Here is a 17,003-nt window from a genome sequence, read left to right as displayed (position 1 = left end):
TGCCGACTTGCTCAGGTAGGCGGTGACTGCCGGCTCAAAAATCGGCCCCATGTGGATCAGGCTAGACCAATACTCAGAATACTCATCTGCCCCAATAGTTTCTACTAAAAGAGACAATTTGGCAGTGACATAGAGGATGCCGGCAATTGCAAATAGGTCTGCAAGGAAACGGACCTGCCTATTCGCGGAAAATCGGGCGAGACTGACCGGGGTACGATAAAAGCCGGTATATGCGACGCGGTAAAAGAACCAGGCAAGCAGCAAGAAGAGCGGGATACGTCCGGAAAAAACGACATCCTGTACAATAGTATAGGAACCGAAACCGAATGAGCTACCGAAGGGGCTTTCCCGGGCGAATAACATCGTGCTGTATAATAGAGTCGGAAGCGACCAAGCGCCGAGCGTTTTCCAGCCAGGATGCAAGCAAGAGCGCCACACGCAGTTCGCGTTGACGTGCGACCGGCCATAGTTCCATGCCGAGACCGTTAGCGTCATTATCAGCGTTGGCAACAGGAACAGAGCGATTAAGTAGATTGTGCGTTCGCGGGGTTCGGGAGCAAATAACGCGAGCGGGAGAATGTAATCTTTCTGTATTCGGGTTGCCATGTCCGGCGTGAGTCCATCGCTTGGGAGCCCGGATGTGATGATAAACACTGCGATCAGCGTGATGATGACGGCCAAAATAACGCGCGGCGTCAGGCTTGAGCAGAGGAACAAGCTGGCGCGCTCGTGCGGGTCACTGGGTATAGTGGTGTTATATCTCATGTGCGTGCGTGTGGGTTAGTTGTGATATCGCGCTGTTACCGAAAAAGGGGGCATCGTTGCGGTGACGGTTCGCCGGGCGACCTCCGGTCCACCCAGCGCCAGAATGGCGACGGGCTCGTCATCGCGATGACAAATGGCACCGTCACTGGTCAGACCATGATAATGCCTTAGGGGTACCTCGACGACGGGCAGCCCAAGGCCAGGCGAGGCCCAAGAATAAGAATGTACCGACAAGAGTGACCAGCGTGATCCAGTCGGCCCATCGTTGCATGGCGCTCTTCACAAATGGGAACGGTCGATAGGAGACAAATGCCTCAGCGGCGGCCCGTTGGTCGACGCGGAAATGATCGCCCGGCGCACAACCGTTCTCGCTGGGGAAGACATAGCAGGCGGGATTCTTGATGTTGAGATAGCCGTCGCTATCAGTCATTACATCTCCCGCCACCAGCCTTCCGCGGGGGAAATTCTCAAGCCGATAGCCGAATGCCGGGTTGTAACAGTATGCTTGGGATACGCCCGCGACCATCAAGTCATTGCGCTGTTGATCTATCACTGTTGCCCCGGTACTCGGGTCGGTTATGCTCCCAACGGCCTGAATCTGATGGCTTGTAGCGGCGCCAGCCGCGAGCTGTGCGTAGCCGGCAAGCAGCATATCTGGGCGATAGGGCTGGTCGGCATAATACCGCCGGGGTTCAATGAGGTTGAGCGCGATGAGCACGACAATACAGCCGGCGACTAATCGCGGCGCATGATCCTGATGATCACGCAACGCGCGCCGCCCAAGCAGGGCGGTGGCGATGGGCAGGATCGGCAGATAGACGATCAACCAACGTATCGGGGCAGCAGTCGCGCCGATGAGCGGTAGACCCTTGAGCCAGGAGTTCATTTCCAGGGTGTAGAACTGCAGTGAGAGCGGGATCAGCGAAATTGCAGTGATGGCCATGATAAGCGCCGATTTAGTGCCCCTACCTATCCGGCCGACGCCATCGTCTGGGGTGCCGTGCCCAACCGATATCCTGTTGTCCGCCTTGCCCCGCGCAATGGCTCGCGCGCAGGTGAGGATCAGGAGCGGCGCCATTGTGAAGCCATAGGCCCATTCGTGCGGTAACAGAGCCACTTGCGAGTTGACCAGCCAATCATTCGCTAGGTGATAGGCGCCTTCACTGGGGCCAAACAGGGCGAACAAGTTGACCCCAAGCAGCGCAAGCGGGTTATCGAATCCGGGCAATAGATACTGAGTGCGCTGAAACATGCTGTAGAACGAGAGGCTGGCGACCAGCTTGCTCGCCGAAAGGGCAACGCTAATGCCGAGTGCGATAAGGACCCGCAGCGGGAGGTCCCGGGACCAGGGCTGACGCAGTCGGTACACCAAAAGTATCAAAACGATGCCGAGGATCGCCGGGACCATCAGTGTGGTCAGGCCCGATTGCAGCCAATACGCAGCGATGATGGCGGCGAGCATGCTCAATCCAATGTTAGAGCGCTGGTGTGTCGAGTGAGCGAGCAGCGCCAGCGCCAGCCAGGGGGTGAGTGCCAAGCCGTGATAGCCAGTGTGACCAACGATCATGCGATGGGCGAAAAACCCATTGAAAAAGTACAGAGCAGCGGCCAAAATAGCCCAAGACACAGGGAGTGCAAAAGATCGCCTAGCCAGCAAATAGGTTCCGAAGTAACCTGCCGACGTGAATAGCAGCAGCGTGAGATAGCTTGCCGTCAGCGGGTCGGTTACCAGGGTCAGCCACTGCGGTACTGAGTAATAGGCAGACTGTGGATCAGCGAAAAAGGGCTGTCCCCCGCAAAATGATGGCGTAAACCAAGGCACCGACCATAACCCATTCTTGGCGAACCAGATAAGTCCGTCCACGAAGGCCGGCAATGCCCATTCGAAATCGTGACCGACGGTTCCCTGCGGCGTTGGAAAGAAGGCGCCATATATGCCATGGTAGACGATCAGAAGCGTTATCCAGGTGAGCAGGACATAAGCGGTCGCAGCCGACCTATTCTGTAGGTATAGGCTCAGGTCTTTCATCGTGCTCGGTTAGAGTTTGCAAAGGAGAAGCGGGAGTGCATCAGGTAATTAAGCGCGATGACGAGTAACATGATGATGGCCTGCGCGACGATCGGGTGCAGGGCGACAATAGACACCAACGTCCACAGTCCAATAAGACCGGCTGTCAAGCCCACCAGGAGGGATACGTTGTACCGCAGGAATTCGGGTAGCCAATGCTGGATAGACCGAAACACAAGTACTTTCTGGGTTGCGAAGGATGCCGTTGCAGCGCAGGCGTGGGCCAGCAGTGCAATTGTTAGATAGTTCAGGAGATCTGACAGGAGCGTATAGAGCAGGACAAAAGCGGCATAGCCGAAGACTGTGTTCAAGGCACCAATGATTATGAATCGCACCCGCTGATCCGACCAATATCCCAGCATCGCCCTTATTCCCCGCGCCAGCATATTGCACATCCGAAGCAGCCCGCCCCTGTGCAATAACCAAAGGCGGTCGACAGCCATACTATTTCCCGATCGCTGAGTGAAAAGGATTTCTCCGGGCAATCAGCTCCAGAAGGTCCAGTGGTTGGGTTAGGCGCCACCAATGCCCTGGAAAAATGGCGTCCTCCCCATATCCCCATCGTGCCAAGCAAAACGTTATCCGCTGCGCGTCGGCTGATGGTCCGTCCTCAAGTTGGTTCCCCACATAACATGCCGCGCCTGGGTCAATGTGTTCCAGCTTCATTTGCTCGTCAATCAGGTCGGTCTTGCCGGGGATGCGAGGTTCACGCATGTCGAGGGCGAATATCGAACCGAAGCAGCGAGAGCATCCCTGCTGATCAATGCTCATAACAGTCGGGGCCATGCGCTTGTTGGTAGCGATATGTAACCCTATCCCCTGACTCGATAGCGCCTGTAGCAATTTCGCAACCCCAGGGTGACGGTTGGTCGATCGGACTCCTTCCTGAGCACAAATGTCCATGAAGTCTTCGGCCAAGCCTCCGTGCCGGCCGGGGTCCTCCCAGACGTTTAGAAGGGCCAGGGTGTCGGGAAGTGGCTGACCGATCGGGCAATCGGTCAGCGGAGTCTTGGGCATGATCCTACTATGGTGGAGTGCTGTGCTGCGGCTGGAGAGGATGGCGGGAGCCGCATCCAGGAGGGTTCCGTTGAAGTCGAAGATGACATCTGGGATCGACCGGGAAATATTGATTGCCCTGGGGAAGTCAGGCGCATTCTGAAATGAAGATGCGGGCCCGTGTGCGCGGACTCGTCCGGCGTTTTGCCGGCAGTGCGTCACGGTGCCCCGGTTCATCGCTGGTAATAGCCCAAACTGGAGCGCGACCACCACCGGTTCCTATAACCCGCGGCTACGAATCTTGCCCCGCAATTCATTGATGCGCGAATACGGACTGTCTACATCCTCGATCATGAGGGGCTTGTCCTTGCCAATGGGGGCAACGATCTGCTGGCCGTTTAGAATCTCTCTGCAAGATAGTTGCCCCTTTAGCAGTGGAATCGCGAGATAGAAGTCACGATTCAGGTTGCGATGATGGATCTCGTATCCTGCTGGTAGGTCGCGCTTGGCATAGACACCGCGCACGAGGGCATCAAGATACTCAATCTCCTTGCGCTTTGGACTGCGCTTGGTGGCGCTCTCCCCACCACACATCTCGACTGCCTTGTGATAGGCCTTGAACCAGGCGTCGATCTGGTGTGGCAGCGAGCAGTAAGGTGAAACGGCTATCCCATCGTCTTCAATATCAATATGACGCTCCCAAGTCCGGGCGCCCTTGGCATAGGAAATCAGCATTGACGAGTGCCAGTCAGCGTATTCGTGGGTCGATAAGCCGATCACGTTGTTGGGGTAACGTCTGCGCAGATAGTCGACCTGGTTGAGCTCCAGTTCTTCGTCCTCGCAAGGATAGAGTGAAACACAATGATTGATGGCTAACGGGATGTGTCGGTTAGTGAAAAATTTTACTAAATCATCAAGGTCCTTGAGCGAAGAGCCGCCGGTTGATACGATGACCGGACGCTTCGTAAGGGCAATGCGCTCGATCAAAAACCAATCATTGATATCGGAACTTGCGATCTTGATGATCGGCAGATCCAGGTCTTCGCAGAAACCCACTGAGGCCTCGTCGAACGGCGTGGCCATCGCAATACAGCCCTGCTCCTTGATACGTGCAACCAGCGTGCGAATGTCGGATTCTGATAACTTGGTAGCCTCGGTCTTACTAATGTACCGAACGTCGCGTGTGCCCTTGAAGTCCTGGTGAACAAAACTATCGACATTGCGAAGTTGCAGTTTGATGGCCGCCCGCACGTTATTGAATCTGACGACCTGCGAAAAGTCATTGACGATTCGCAGCCCACGTTCAAGGCGCCCCCAGTGATTGTTGGCAAGCTCGAGAACGAAGAGATGCTCAAAAATTCGGTTCATTATGATGTCCCCTGAAGGTTTGATCGGTTGTGCTGGGGGCACAATTTTGTGAACACTATTCGTAACCAAGTTTTTTCGAGAGTGCATCACGCGACCTGTCTAGGTCAAACAAATCTGTAACACCAAGCATGTATTGGCATTTCGCGCATGCAGCAAGTTCGCCTCGCCTATTCTTGAGATGCAATTCCCTGATCCTGGAGAGTCTTGCGCCATTCCATATTTCTATTGCTGATTCCTGGTTCATGTTGCCGAGAACTAAGTTGAGTGTCCAGTCATCACAGCAAGGGGAAACACTTCCGTCAAAGTTGATGGCTAGCATCTTAAACGGCTCTGGGCAGACGATTCTTTCCGGTTTTAAAGGTGTAATCCCATCCATTCCAACCGTCGGATTTATTCCGAGTGTGAAATCTTTCAACTCTGAATAGCTCCAGCCCATGATTCCTTCAACGCGCGCGATATCAGAGATGCCGCCAAAATCTCGATAAAACTTATCCATTTCATCTGCCGAAAGCCCCGTGTCAATAATCTTGACAAGAATCTTTAGTTGGGACCTTCTGCGCCTTGCTTCGTGGTAAAGGTGGGAGACGTTTTGAACTATTTGGTCATAGTCTTTGTAATTCCTCGTTGTCTTTTGATAGCCTTCTGCGCTTACATGTTCAATTGATATTCTAATAGAATCCAGTCCGGCCGCAATAAGCTTATTCGACAAATCGGGGAACATCCGCGACGCATTTGTTGTAATCTCAACCGTAGACGAGACTTTGGCCTTCTTGGCATAAGCTACCATATCAGCTATATTCTTGTTCAAGAGTGGCTCGCCATCCTTATGGAGCGAAAGCACGGTGATCTTTCCATCAAAAGCGCCTAAGCTATCGATAATTTCCTGATAAAACGAGAAGCTCATCATACCCTTCTTTCGGCCAACGGACTTCAATAAGTCCCTATCTGAAGTGGGGCAAAATACGCACTTAAAATTGCATACATTGCAAACGTCGATCATGACATATTGCGGGGCATCCAATGGTAGCATTCGTGATAGCGATCCGGCCCAGCGCACAAGTGCTCTACCAAGATAATTTTTGCGGAATACGGATTGGCCCACTCTCGTGTTTATGATCTTATAGCCTATTTGAGAAAGAAAAGCATTCATATGGGGCTACTCCGCTTGATATGCCAGTCCGGTGCTTCACTCCGCATGAAAATTGACGCGTTCTTTCTCCACGACCAGCGGACGTCTCATGACTTGCGTGTGAATCGATGCAACATATTCGCCAATGATGCCGATAAAAAACAACTGCACCGCGGCGAAGAAGAATATACTGATCAGGATCGGCGCCGTCCCCACCGTGAAGTAATTCCAGAACAGTAGCTTCAACACCAGGTAGGCGATTGAAACGCCAAGACTGATCAGTGCAAGCACGAAACCGGCCATGGTTGCCAGACGCACCGGGACCTTTGAGTGACTGGTGATGCCGAGCATCGCCAAATCATAGAGTGTGTAGAAATTGTTCTTGGTTATACCGCGCGTCCGTCGCGGTTGCTCGAACGTGATGGTGGCGTATTCAAAGCCAAGCTCTGAAATCAATCCGCGAAAATACGGATAGGGATCGTCAATCTTTCTGATCTCCTCAATGACCGACCGATCATAGAGTCCAAATCCGGTAAAATCCGGAATCAGCTTGACATCGGAAATACGTCCGATTGAGCGATAATAGCCGCGGCGCACTATCGACATCAACCAGCTGTCCTTTGAGCGTGGCTTGACTCCGATAGCGACCTGGTAGCCTGCCTCCCATTTCCTTATGAACTGGTCGATGAGTTCCGGCGGGTCCTGCAGGTCCGATGCCATCGCGATAACCGCAGCGCCCTGCGCCTGCATGATTCCATGCACGGGTGAGCGGATGTGTCCAAAATTTCTGGCATTTACGATCAGCTTGACTCTCGGGTTGGCGCGGGCAATGAGTTTGATACGTTCGACGGTGCGATCGGTCGACGCATTGTCGATAAAGATGTGCTCATAGTCATATTGCTGGCTGGGTGCGAGTGCCGCTTCGATTCTCGCGACAAGTTCGACGACATTATCTTCCTCGTTAAAGCACGGTGTCACGATGCTGATGAGCGTGCGCGATGGGGTGTGAGATGTCATCAGTGGACGTCCTCAACGATCGGACAAAAAATGTAAGGCATACCAAGTGCCTGATAATCCGCTTTGATCTCTCCAGTTGTGATCGCCGCTGCGCAGAGAATCACGGTACGGTTCGGTAGATCTCGCAACGCGATCTCTGGAGGTAGAATCGTCGTGCCCGCAAACTGCAATCCGTGCTTCTTGCTGTCGCGGTCGACGACTGCCAGCAGGGAATGACGTGGGAACCAGTGCTCTGCGATGAGTCGCTGCGCCAGCGAACCCGCGCCCCACAGGACAAAAGGCGTATCGTCACCGACCAGCGAAAGGATACGCATCCGCAGTGGCGCGAGGCGTTGGATGCTTTGCTCCACATAGTCTTGAAGCGGACCATATAGGGATTCGGTCGTTATCAGGTCAGTGAGGCCGCCTGCTTCGAGAAAACAAAATAAGGCCGGGTAGTTGGCACCATTCGGAAGGCGGATGGTCTTTGGCCCGGACGCGGTTAACGACAGCTTCAGCTGGTCAGCGAGGAACGCAAATGAAGCCGGCCCGAGATGATTGATATGTTCCGTGTCGAAGAAATACAGCGGTAGAAACGCGTGCGTATCGTAACGCGTGGGATCGGGGACCTCGATATAGACCTTGCCGCCGGGCGAAAGCAATGCGATTAATGATTGCAGGGCGGCCTTTACATCAAAGAGATGTTCAAGTACATGGCTTAGCACAATTAGATCGAATGGTGATTCGTTACGGGCGTGCCACCAGCTGCGCTCGAGCGGCAGCGTGATGCTTTCGGCATTCATCGCGTCGGCGTGAATTCTGGCGGTGCAGATCGGCGATGGATCGAATCCAGTCAGTTCCTGGAAGCCGAGAAGTCTCAGTCTCTTGAGTAAACCCCCGTTGCCGCAGCCGACGTCGAGGATGCGCGCGTGTCGCGGTAGCTGACGGGAGAGATCGGTCGCCAGTTGTTCGAGACGTTGCAGATCCGCCGGAGCTTCGCCCCCGCCAGTGGCGACCGCGGGATCCGCGTATTTTGAAAAGGATCGGTAATATGTATCGTAGGTCGTTGCCTGCGCGTCAGAGTCGGCAAATCCACTACCGCAGCGCGCGCACACCACGACAGCATACTGTCTGGGCAGGGGTGATGCCTCTGGGAGGGTGAACTGCATCGTATGCAGGTGCCAGACCTCGCGGCAGTGGCACACCGGACAGGGACGGGTTGACGTGACGGCACGACGCCGGCGCAGGGTCGATCGGGCGGGGCTGTTTTCAGCTGACGGCATAAAATACACTGTCGAACGTATTGGACTCGTGAGTCCGATAGGCGAGCCGATAGTGAGGAGCGACACGTTGCAGAAATTCAGGGATCTTCCAGATGTCGTCCCAGCGGTGATAAGCGGCAATCGCTAACACCGGTCGGTCCCTCTCAATGATGTGTTGTGCGCCTTGGAGCGCGGCGAGCTCATGGCCCTCAACGTCGAGTTTGATGTAGTCGATGGGTTGGTTGAAGAGGCATTCATCCAGTCTCACACACTGGATCCGGGCTTCCCCGTTAGGCATGATCGCGCAGGCTTCGCCCTGCGCCGATGCGAAGCTGAGCCATTCGTTTGCGTTGGATAAGCCGCAGGGAAAGCAGGTCACGGGAAAGTCGCATCTACCGAGCGTGCGGGCAAGCCTGGAATAATTTTCTGGATCGGGCTCGAAGGCATACGCGTGCGCCACAGTGAAATGTCGCGCGGCCGCCATCAGGGTGTCGCCATCGCAAGCGCCGCCATCGACAAAGGTGAGGCCCCGCCCGGACGATAGGAGTTCAGACAGTACGTCGGCTGGAAAATACTGTGGGGACGGCGAGGGTCGGGGCGGCGCGTTTGCCGAGGTGGCCAACCTGAAACGTAGGGTATCGATAAAATAGCGGCGGCTGGTGTCGTCACCGAGCATTTGGAAGGCGCGTTCAATGGCTGATCGCTGCTCGGCATAGTGCCGCCGGTCGGTCAGCCAGAAACGCCAACCCAGCTGTTCTGCGATCAGGCCGAAATAGTCTTGAGGCAATCGCGGGCGGTCGATGCCCCGCGCCTTGCACAGAGCCATGAGTGTACCGAGGTCTGACAGCGAGTCGCGGTTAAAGACGGCAAGCCACATCGGCAATGCGCATAGCGAATCAGTCAGGTCGGCTAAGGAGATGACTGGGGCGCCGGTGATGCCGTCGCCTTTCCGATTGGAAACGACGAATGCGTGCACCTGGATCCCACGCAGCTGGAGTGCGGCAAAGACCGCGCGCGCGAAATGGCCGGCGCTGAACAGTGTGATGCCGTCGCGGCGCGCCTCGTCAAGCAGACTGTCTGTTGGTGAACCGATGTCGGGAAAGTCGAATATCATTCAAGCGTCTTCACTTGGCTGAGCAAGGGCCCATGGCCTGGCGTGTAGTGATGCCGTTTCCATGCGCACGGCCGCGAGTTCCGCGGCTGGTAGAAACGGGAACATATCGTCGAGTTCCGGCGTGGCAAAGGTTCCGTCCGCGAGTATGCGCGACTTGATGCGCGGCTCAAAGGGCTGGTCGGGGTCGACCTCGATATGGATCAGCGCCGGGCCGTCGAGTGCCAAGAGGTTATCTAGTTCGGGCAGGTCGTTGGGGTCGGCGATGCGTGCGGCGCGCAAGCCGTAAGCGCGAGCCAGCGCGGCAAAATCGGGGAATTCCACGCCCGAGGCGGGTGTGGCGCCCACGACGGTACCGAAGAAGTTCTCATGGGTTTGACGGATCGATAGGTAGCCGCCGTTGGCGAGTATGATCACCAGCACCCGAGCGCCCAGGGTCTTCAGCGTTTGCAGTTCCTGTACGTTCATTTGCAGACTGCCGTCGCCGGCGAAGCAGATGACTCGCCGGGTTGGGGCGCCCAGCGCGGCACCGATCGCCGCCGGTAAGTCGTAGCCCATCGAGGCTGCGCCCGAGTTGCTGAACATGCGCTGCCCGGTGCTCAGGCGCCCGACCTGGAATGGTAGAATGCAGGCGGAGGCGTTGCCGCAGACGACGATATCGTCGCTGCGCAGGCGACTGAAGACATGGTCGACAATGCGGTACGGGTTCAACCGGGGGGCCAGACTGTGGTGGGGCTGCAGCACCGGGTAACGGTCCTGCAATGCGTGACACCAGCGCGACCAGTCTCCGTAGTCCGGCAAGCGTGTGAGTTCCTCTCGGGCGGCGAGCGTCTCGATGAAACAGGCGGCATCGGCGACGATGCGCAGCGCGGGCTGCACGAAGGGCTTTTCGAGTTCGGCACGGTCTATATCGACCTGGACGATGAAGGCAGCGGGGGCAAACTTCGACCAATTGTAACTGACCTGACGGATGTTGAGGCGCGAGCCGATGACGAGGAGTAAGTCGCTCGCCTGAACGCAGAAATTACCGGCGCGTGTGCCAATCGCCCCAGGGCGCCCCGCGAACAGCGGGTGGTCGCTGGCAATGAGGTCGTGCGTCCAGGCGGTTGCGATCGGAATCCCGGTCTGCTCGGCCAGGGCGAGCAGGGCGGCGTCGGCACCGGCGATTCGGACACCGCTACCGGCGAGGATCAGCGGCCTTTGAGCGGAGCGCAGTCGCGCGACGATCTGCTGGCAGTCACGAGTGAGCGTTGGATATTCCACGATGGCCGGGGGCGTTGGCCCAGGCAACGACAGCGAAATGGCGGCGGATTGAATGTCGAGCGGGATATCGATCCAGGCCGGTCCGGGGCGACCGCTGGTTGCCGCGGTTAGGGCGGCGGGCAGCAAGGTCGCCAGGTCTTCGGGGGTGTGTGCCACCTCGGCGTATTTGGTGACAGACCTTGCCATGTCAATCACCGGGCCTTCCTGGTCGCCCAGCTGACGCAAGCCAGGGATCGGTACGAAGTGCAGGCAGGTGGCGCGTTTGACCTGTCCGGAGAGCACCAGCATGGGCACCGAATCGGTATAGGCACCGAAGACGCCATTGAGTGCATTGATGCCGCCGGGGCCGGTGGTGACGTTGACCACGGCGGGCTTTCCGGTGATACGTGCGTAACCCTCCGCCGCCATTGCACAGGCTTGTTCGTGATGCATATAGGTGCAGCGCAGGCCGGGGTGGGTACCCAGCGCATGATTGAGGAACATGGCGCCCCCGCCCGTCACGCAGAACACCTGCTCAATACCCTGGGCCGTCAGCCAGTCGGCGATCTGTTGGGAGACATTCATAGTGTCCGAGGGTCCACGTGGGTCATGAGCGGGTTGCGCGTCCCCAGGATAGGGTGCGCCGCAGTGCCTGATCAAGCGGTGTCCATACATCCAGGTCAAGCTCGGCGCGTGCCCGTGCGATGGAGGGGACATAGCGCTCCGGCGGTTTCCCGGAAGGGGTGCCATGAATGCGGACCGTGCCCCCGCCGGCCGCATCGGCGACCGCTTGGGCGAGCTCTGCAATACTCACCGCCTGATCCGAACCGACGTTATACGGACGATCCGGCTGCCCGTCGAGCAGAATCGCGATGAGCCAAACGACCAGGTCGGCGGCATAGAGGTAGGAACGCTGGGGCGTGCCATCGCCGTGAATCTCGATGGCGGTGCCATTCAATGCGTCACGGATAAAATTGCCCGCGGCGAAATGTGTATCGAGCGGTAGGAACGGCCCGACGAATGCGAATCCACGCGCGATCTTGACCGGCAGGCCGGAGGCGGCGCACAGGAATTCGGCGGCGCGTTTGCCTTCGCCGTAGGCCGATGTGGGCGAATTCGGATCGGGGGCACCGGCATGATCTTCAGCCAACCTTCGCGTTGTTGCGGGCTGGGGGCCATACACGGCGCCTGAACTGGTGAGCAGCGCGGCGTGGCAGCCGGCGCGCTCAGCGAATTGCAGTAGGTGTCGCGTCCCGCTGACGATGGTATCGAACATTGCGAGTGGCTGCGTGCGATTTAACTGTTCGCTGGCGGTGGTCGCGGCGTGAATTACGAACGGAAATGCGCCGGGTGGGGCGACGAAATCGCGCACGTCCCCACGCCACCACTGGAGCGCGTGATGAGCGGCGAGCGCGGCGGCATTACGTGCAAAGGCATCGGGTGCGCGACTGAGTACCGTGATGCGCAGATGCAGATTAAGCCGGTCGTTGGCCCAGGTGAGGGCTTCGAGTAGCCAGCGACCGAAAAAGCCAGTGCCGCCAGTCACAAAAAGCCGTTCACCGGCGAGCCGCCGCAGCAGCGGTTCGGCACGATTGAGGATGTCGTTGAGATCAGTAGCGAGCGAATTTGATATCATCGATTACGCGGCGGCGCTACGGAAAAAGGCGCCGATGCGCTCGACCATATAGGCGAGCATGTCGTTGTTCAAGCCAGGATACAGGCCAATCCAAAAGGTGTCATTCATCACGCGGTCGGTGTTGGCGAGGTCGCCGACGACGCGGTAGTGAAGTCCCTGGAAGTAGGGTTGTCTGGTCAGATTGCCGCCGAACAGCAGTCGGGTGCCGATCTTGTGGTCGTCCAGATGGCGCAGGAGGTCTACGCGGGGTCGGCCAGCCTCGGGTCGCAACGTGATTGGGAAACCGAACCAGGAGGGGTCACTGTGGGGTGTGGGCTCGGGCAGGATGAGGAATTCTTCGCAGTCCCCCAGTCGTCCCTTCAGAAAGGCGAAATTGGCTTTGCGGCGGGCGATGAAGTCGGTCAGCTTGTCGAGTTGGGCCAGTCCACAGGCGGCTTGCATATCGGTGATCTTGAGGTTGAAGCCGGCGTGTGAATAAGTGTATTTGTGGTCATAGCCCAGCGGCAGGCTGCCGTGCTGCTGGGCGAAGCGCTTCTTGCAGGTATTGTCGCGCCCGGTGGCGCAGAAGCAGTCGCGGCCCCAGTCGCGGAAGGACTCGGCGATGGGTTTCAGGACGCCATTATTGGTGAAGACGGCCCCACCTTCCCCCATGGTGATGTGGTGGGCGGGGTAGAAACTCAGGGTGCCGATGTCACCAAAGGTGCCGACCATCTGACCGCGGTAGGTCGCGCCCAAGGCGTCGCAGCAATCCTCGATGAGCCAGAGCTTGTGTTCATTGCAGAGGCGGGTGACGAGGTCCAAGTTGAATGGGTTGCCCAGGGTGTGGGCCAGCATGATCGCCTTGGTCCGCGGGCCGATAGCGGCCGCGATGCGCTGCGCGTCGATGTTATAGGTGCCCAGCTCAATGTCGACGAAGACCGGTACTGCGCCGTATTGGAGGATCGGATTGACCGTCGTCGGGAAGCCGGCGGCCACACCGACGACCTCGTCCCCGGGCCGGATGGCGCGCTCGCCGAGCTTGGGTGAGGTGAGGGTACTGAAGGCGATCAGGTTGGCCGAGGACCCGGAGTTGACGGTGATCAGGTGCTTGACGCCGAGGAAATGGGCCAGGCGCTCCTCGAAGGCGTCGTTGAACCGGCCGGTGGTGAGCCAGCCGTCGAGTGCGGCCTCGACCGTCAGTTGAAGTTCGGCGGAGTCGAGCACCTTGCCTGCGGGGGGGATGGCTGAAACGCCCGGCTCAAACGGGCGAGGGCCATGCTCAAGCGCGGCGAAGCGGGGAATCTCCGCTGCAATGAGGCGCCGCAACACGGTCGCGAAGGCGACGTTGCTCAACTGCGCCAAGGGCTTGAGGGCTAGACTCTCATGCAACAGAAACGGTTTGTCTATTCGCAAGAAACTGGGAAACGGGAGCGGCAGTCCTGCGTAGTCGGCGGCATCCAGTGCGTGGCCTTGCAGCGAATCCTGTGGCGGTGTGGTAGTAATAAACAGAAATCGCACATCGCCGTTCACGTCGGGTGGATTCAGCGCGAGCGCCGGCCGCGCCTTCTGCCCAGAAAGATCGGTAAAGGGAAACGGCAGCTTGTAAATGCTCCCCGCCCGAATGCTAAAGATCATTCCACACGTCCTCAGCGGGATCGGCTAACACCGCACGGGCGAAACCGCTGTCCTCCTGCAAGCGGGCCAACGCGCTGGATGCGTTCAGCGCCTCGTCGGACTCGTCGAGCACGATCACTCTGACCCGCATCCCGGCCGGTCGGCAGACCCGTAGCGCAACCCGGCCGTCTTCGCCCACCGTTACGGTCTGTTCGATAATTTGCATAGTCGTCTAGGCCATTTGGTCAGGCGTCAGTTCATAATCGGCGATTTCCGCGATGGACGAGGCGTGCATATCAACACCGGGGTCTAATGCCTGCTGTCAAGCCACGATCCGGCGGATCGCCTCGACGAGCGGCCAGCGGGGGCCCCAGCCTAGCCGCATTCTGGCCTTCGAGCAATCCAACTTGAGGTGATGGGCCTCGTGGGGCTGCGCCGCGGAGTCGAGTTGCCAGCGGGCGTCCCCGCCCGCGCCCGCTCGCCACGCGTCACACAGGTGGTCGACCACCCAGTCCACGGGCTTGGCGTCCTCGTCGTTGGGGCCGAAATTTCAGGATTCGGCGAACGCCTGACGGTCGCAGTATAGCCGCTCGGCCAAGCCGAGATATCCGCAGAGCGGCTCCAGTACATGTTGCCAGGGGTGTACGGCGTGCGGCGAGCGAATGACAGCGGGCTCGCCGGCCTGGAGGGCGCGCAGCAGGTCGGGGACGAGACGGTCGGCGGCCCAGTCCCCGCGGCCGATCACATTGCAGGCGCGGGCGCAGGCAATCGCAACACCGTGGTCGGGATGGTTGGCGGCGTTGAACTATAGAGTCGCGGTAGGCGCGGGTCAGGAGTTCGGCGCAGCCCTTGCTGTTGCTGTAGGCGTCTTAGCCGCCCAAGGGCTCGTCTTCGCGATAGATCCACACCCACTCGCGGTTCACATAGCATTTGTCGCTGGTGACGACCACCACCGCACGCACACCAGCCGTGTGGCGCGCCGCCTCGGGCAGGTGTGCAGCGTGCTCATGACGTTGGTCGCTTAGGTCTCGACCGGGTTGCGGTAGCCGTGACGGACCAGGGACTGGGCGGCCAGACTCCAGTGCATACCCGGTGAGTTCGGCGCCAAATCGTTGCAGACACAGCGCAAGCCAATCGCCCTTGCACCCGGTGTGACCGGTCATCAAAACCCGCCGGCTCCGTCACACGTCGGCCGCCGGATTCATCAGCACCAGACCCGCCAGGGGGCCGCGCCGCTGGTCCAGAGGTGTTCAAGGTAGGTGCGGTCCCGCAGGGTGTCCATGGGATACCAGAAACCGGTGTGGCGGTAGGCCGCGAGTTGGCCCTGCTGAACCAGGGCGGCGATGGGGCGGTCCTCCCAGCCGGTGTCGTCCCCTTCGATCAGGTCCAGGGTGCAGCAGTTCAGCACGAAATAGCCTCCGTTGATGAGTCCATTGTCGCCGTACGGTGTTTCGGTGAACTCGGTCACCTGTTCGCCGGCGAGGCGCAGAGTCCTGAAGCGCCCGGGCGGGGTGACCGCGGTCACCTTGGCCGCCTTACCGTGTGACTCATGGTGGCGTATCAGCGCGCGTATATCGACGTTGCCGACCCCATCGCCATAGGTGGAGCAGAAAGTTTTTTCCTCCGCCAGCAAGCGGCTGACCCTCCCCAAGCGGCCCCCCGTCCCAGCATTCTCACCAGTATCCACCAGTGTGATCCGCCAGGGCTCGGTGTGATGCTCCAGGATGTCGATGTGGCTGGCCCCCAGGTCGATGGTGAGGGTGGAATTATGGAGCAGGAAATTGGCGAAGTGTTCCTTGATCAGATGGCCTTGGTAGCCCAGGAAGATGATGAAATCATTGATGCCATGGTGTGAATAGATTTTGAGGATATGCCAGAGGATCGGCTGGCCGCCGATCTCCACCTAGCGTTTCGGCTTCACCAGGGCCTCCTCGGAGAGTGGGGTGCCCAGGCCGCTGGCCAGGATGACTGCTTTCATATGCGTGAATTCTCCGACGGGAAACGGAAAGCTGACTTGACAGAGTCAGTCATGTCCCCTTGGTTGTCCGCGGTGCAACCGCGCGGCGTGCGCTCCTGCTCAGGTCGGTCAGATCCGCGGGGCGCGAACAGCGGGTCCACGGCGAGGCTGGCGCCGATCAGTCGGACCCGGTAGCGAGTGTGCGTGCGGTAAGAGATGATCCGATAACGCGTTGCAGCATTGCGAATAGCACAATCGTCAGCATCACCAGGGAGTAGAACGGAACGGCCGCCCAGGTCAACCACGCGATTGCCGAGTCGATCTCCGTGCCGGGTGCCAGCGCGATCGGTAGGGTGCCCAAGGTAAAGGTCAAAATTATGGCTGCTTTCCAGCGCCCACCGTCCTCGGCATCAGCGACTCGCACGGTGGCGAGAAACGCGATGTAGAGGACCGGAAAATAGTACATCCAACCCAGGGGGGCCGCCAGCAACATAATCGCCAGACTCAATCCGAATCCCAGGTCAAATACCCAAGTGGCATCGCCGCATTGTCCCCTCCAGGTGAGCCATAGCAACCTGGCAAACAAGGCGAGCGATATACTTTGTGCCAACATTCTGGCGATCCAGGGGGCGTCGATCGCTGGCGTGTTCTCAGCTCCGCCGAAGATTCGCGAAAAAAAACCAAGCAGCGAGGCGTTCCAGTTGAACCCATACCATGTAATTCCTGAAATGGCATCGATTGCCGACTTGCTCAGGTAGGCGGTGACTGCCGGCTCAAAAATCGGCCCCATGTGGATCAGGCTAGACCAATACTCAGAATACTCATCTGCCCCAATAGTTTCTACTAAAAGAGACAATTTGGCAGTGACATAGAGGATGCC

At 58.3% G+C, this 17,003-nt stretch carries 16 protein-coding genes; all 16 read right to left on the bottom strand.

All coding sequences use genetic code 11. The features are described 5' to 3' along the window. The coding region (locus tag QZY44_RS30155; RefSeq protein WP_295456442.1) for a hypothetical protein at window positions 1-717 on the bottom strand (717 nt) is incomplete at its 3' end. 190 nt (window positions 718-907) lie between these two features. Continuing rightward, window positions 908-2,794 (bottom strand): hypothetical protein, encoded by a 1,887-nt coding sequence (locus tag QZY44_RS30150; RefSeq protein ID WP_295456440.1) that lies wholly within the window; start codon window positions 2,792-2,794, stop codon window positions 908-910. Beyond that, window positions 2,791-3,276, bottom strand: coding sequence for a GtrA family protein (locus tag QZY44_RS30145; protein ID WP_295456437.1), 486 nt, complete (start codon window positions 3,274-3,276; stop codon window positions 2,791-2,793). The genes QZY44_RS30150 and QZY44_RS30145 overlap by 4 nt, the downstream gene beginning before the upstream one ends. A 1-nt stretch (window position 3,277) precedes the next feature. Continuing rightward, window positions 3,278-4,099, bottom strand: coding sequence for an HAD hydrolase-like protein (locus QZY44_RS30140; RefSeq protein WP_295456434.1), 822 nt, complete (start codon window positions 4,097-4,099; stop codon window positions 3,278-3,280). A 9-nt stretch (window positions 4,100-4,108) separates the two neighbouring features. Beyond that, a complete protein-coding gene (locus tag QZY44_RS30135; RefSeq protein WP_295456432.1) occupies window positions 4,109-5,197 on the bottom strand; it encodes an N-acetylneuraminate synthase family protein in 1,089 nt (362 codons plus the stop codon). 55 nt (window positions 5,198-5,252) lie between these two features. Continuing rightward, on the bottom strand, window positions 5,253-6,197 hold the full coding sequence (locus QZY44_RS30130) for a radical SAM protein (protein ID WP_295456443.1): 945 nt from the start codon (window positions 6,195-6,197) through the stop codon (window positions 5,253-5,255). 186 nt (window positions 6,198-6,383) lie between these two features. Next, window positions 6,384-7,343, bottom strand: coding sequence for a glycosyltransferase family 2 protein (locus QZY44_RS30125; protein ID WP_295456430.1), 960 nt, complete (start codon window positions 7,341-7,343; stop codon window positions 6,384-6,386). Next, entirely contained in the window at window positions 7,343-8,491 is a 1,149-nt protein-coding gene (locus QZY44_RS30120) for a class I SAM-dependent methyltransferase (RefSeq protein ID WP_295456428.1), read from the bottom strand. The genes QZY44_RS30125 and QZY44_RS30120 overlap by 1 nt, the downstream gene beginning before the upstream one ends. Window positions 8,492-8,591: 100 nt before the next feature. Continuing rightward, a complete protein-coding gene (locus tag QZY44_RS30115; protein ID WP_295456427.1) occupies window positions 8,592-9,698 on the bottom strand; it encodes an FkbM family methyltransferase in 1,107 nt (368 codons plus the stop codon). Further along, on the bottom strand, window positions 9,699-11,522 hold the full coding sequence (locus QZY44_RS30110) for a thiamine pyrophosphate-binding protein (RefSeq protein ID WP_295456426.1): 1,824 nt from the start codon (window positions 11,520-11,522) through the stop codon (window positions 9,699-9,701). It abuts the gene before it with no gap. A gap of 22 nt (window positions 11,523-11,544) precedes the next feature. Further along, window positions 11,545-12,573, bottom strand: a complete 1,029-nt coding sequence (locus tag QZY44_RS30105) for an NAD-dependent epimerase/dehydratase family protein (protein WP_295456425.1) — start codon at window positions 12,571-12,573, stop codon at window positions 11,545-11,547. A 3-nt stretch (window positions 12,574-12,576) separates the two neighbouring features. Further along, window positions 12,577-14,187, bottom strand: a complete 1,611-nt coding sequence (gene rfbH / locus QZY44_RS30100; RefSeq protein ID WP_295456423.1) for a lipopolysaccharide biosynthesis protein RfbH — start codon at window positions 14,185-14,187, stop codon at window positions 12,577-12,579. Continuing rightward, a complete protein-coding gene (locus QZY44_RS30095) occupies window positions 14,177-14,392 on the bottom strand; it encodes a hypothetical protein (RefSeq protein ID WP_295456421.1) in 216 nt (71 codons plus the stop codon). Before QZY44_RS30095 ends, rfbH begins: the two co-directional genes overlap by 11 nt. Window positions 14,393-15,035: 643 nt before the next feature. Further along, window positions 15,036-15,329, bottom strand: coding sequence for a hypothetical protein (locus QZY44_RS30090; protein WP_295456419.1), 294 nt, complete (start codon window positions 15,327-15,329; stop codon window positions 15,036-15,038). Window positions 15,330-15,370: 41 nt separating this feature from the next. Then, window positions 15,371-16,069 carry a glucose-1-phosphate cytidylyltransferase gene (gene rfbF / locus QZY44_RS30085; RefSeq protein ID WP_365305580.1) on the bottom strand — a complete coding sequence of 233 codons (699 nt, stop codon included), beginning with the start codon at window positions 16,067-16,069 and terminating at the stop codon, window positions 15,371-15,373. A 232-nt stretch (window positions 16,070-16,301) separates the two neighbouring features. Further along, the coding region (locus tag QZY44_RS30080) for a hypothetical protein (protein ID WP_295456417.1) at window positions 16,302-17,003 on the bottom strand (702 nt) is incomplete at its 5' end.

It is taken from the genome of uncultured Thiodictyon sp., assembly GCA_903837595.1.
In the GTDB taxonomy this organism is placed as follows: Bacteria; Pseudomonadota; Gammaproteobacteria; order Chromatiales; family Chromatiaceae; genus Thiodictyon.
Note: the sequence above shows the minus strand (reverse complement) of the source record. Positions and strands in the feature narration are given on the sequence as shown.

Bases quoted from the DNA above. Each gene is read 5' to 3' on its own strand.
- QZY44_RS30150 (WP_295456440.1), bottom strand. From the start codon at position 2,794: ATGAAAGACCTGAGCCTATACCTACAGAATAGGTCGGCTGCGACCGCT.
- QZY44_RS30115 (WP_295456427.1), bottom strand. From the start codon at position 9,698: ATGATATTCGACTTTCCCGACATCGGTTCACCAACAGACAGTCTGCTT.
- QZY44_RS30130 (WP_295456443.1), bottom strand. From the start codon at position 6,197: ATGATCGACGTTTGCAATGTATGCAATTTTAAGTGCGTATTTTGCCCC.
- QZY44_RS30120 (WP_295456428.1), bottom strand. From the start codon at position 8,491: ATGCAGTTCACCCTCCCAGAGGCATCACCCCTGCCCAGACAGTATGCT.
- QZY44_RS30105 (WP_295456425.1), bottom strand. From the start codon at position 12,573: ATGATATCAAATTCGCTCGCTACTGATCTCAACGACATCCTCAATCGT.
- QZY44_RS30145 (WP_295456437.1), bottom strand. From the start codon at position 3,276: ATGGCTGTCGACCGCCTTTGGTTATTGCACAGGGGCGGGCTGCTTCGG.
- rfbH (WP_295456423.1), bottom strand. From the start codon at position 14,187: ATGATCTTTAGCATTCGGGCGGGGAGCATTTACAAGCTGCCGTTTCCC.
- QZY44_RS30095 (WP_295456421.1), bottom strand. From the start codon at position 14,392: ATGCAAATTATCGAACAGACCGTAACGGTGGGCGAAGACGGCCGGGTT.
- QZY44_RS30125 (WP_295456430.1), bottom strand. From the start codon at position 7,343: ATGACATCTCACACCCCATCGCGCACGCTCATCAGCATCGTGACACCG.
- QZY44_RS30110 (WP_295456426.1), bottom strand. From the start codon at position 11,522: ATGAATGTCTCCCAACAGATCGCCGACTGGCTGACGGCCCAGGGTATT.
- QZY44_RS30090 (WP_295456419.1), bottom strand. From the start codon at position 15,329: ATGACCGGTCACACCGGGTGCAAGGGCGATTGGCTTGCGCTGTGTCTG.
- QZY44_RS30135 (WP_295456432.1), bottom strand. From the start codon at position 5,197: ATGAACCGAATTTTTGAGCATCTCTTCGTTCTCGAGCTTGCCAACAAT.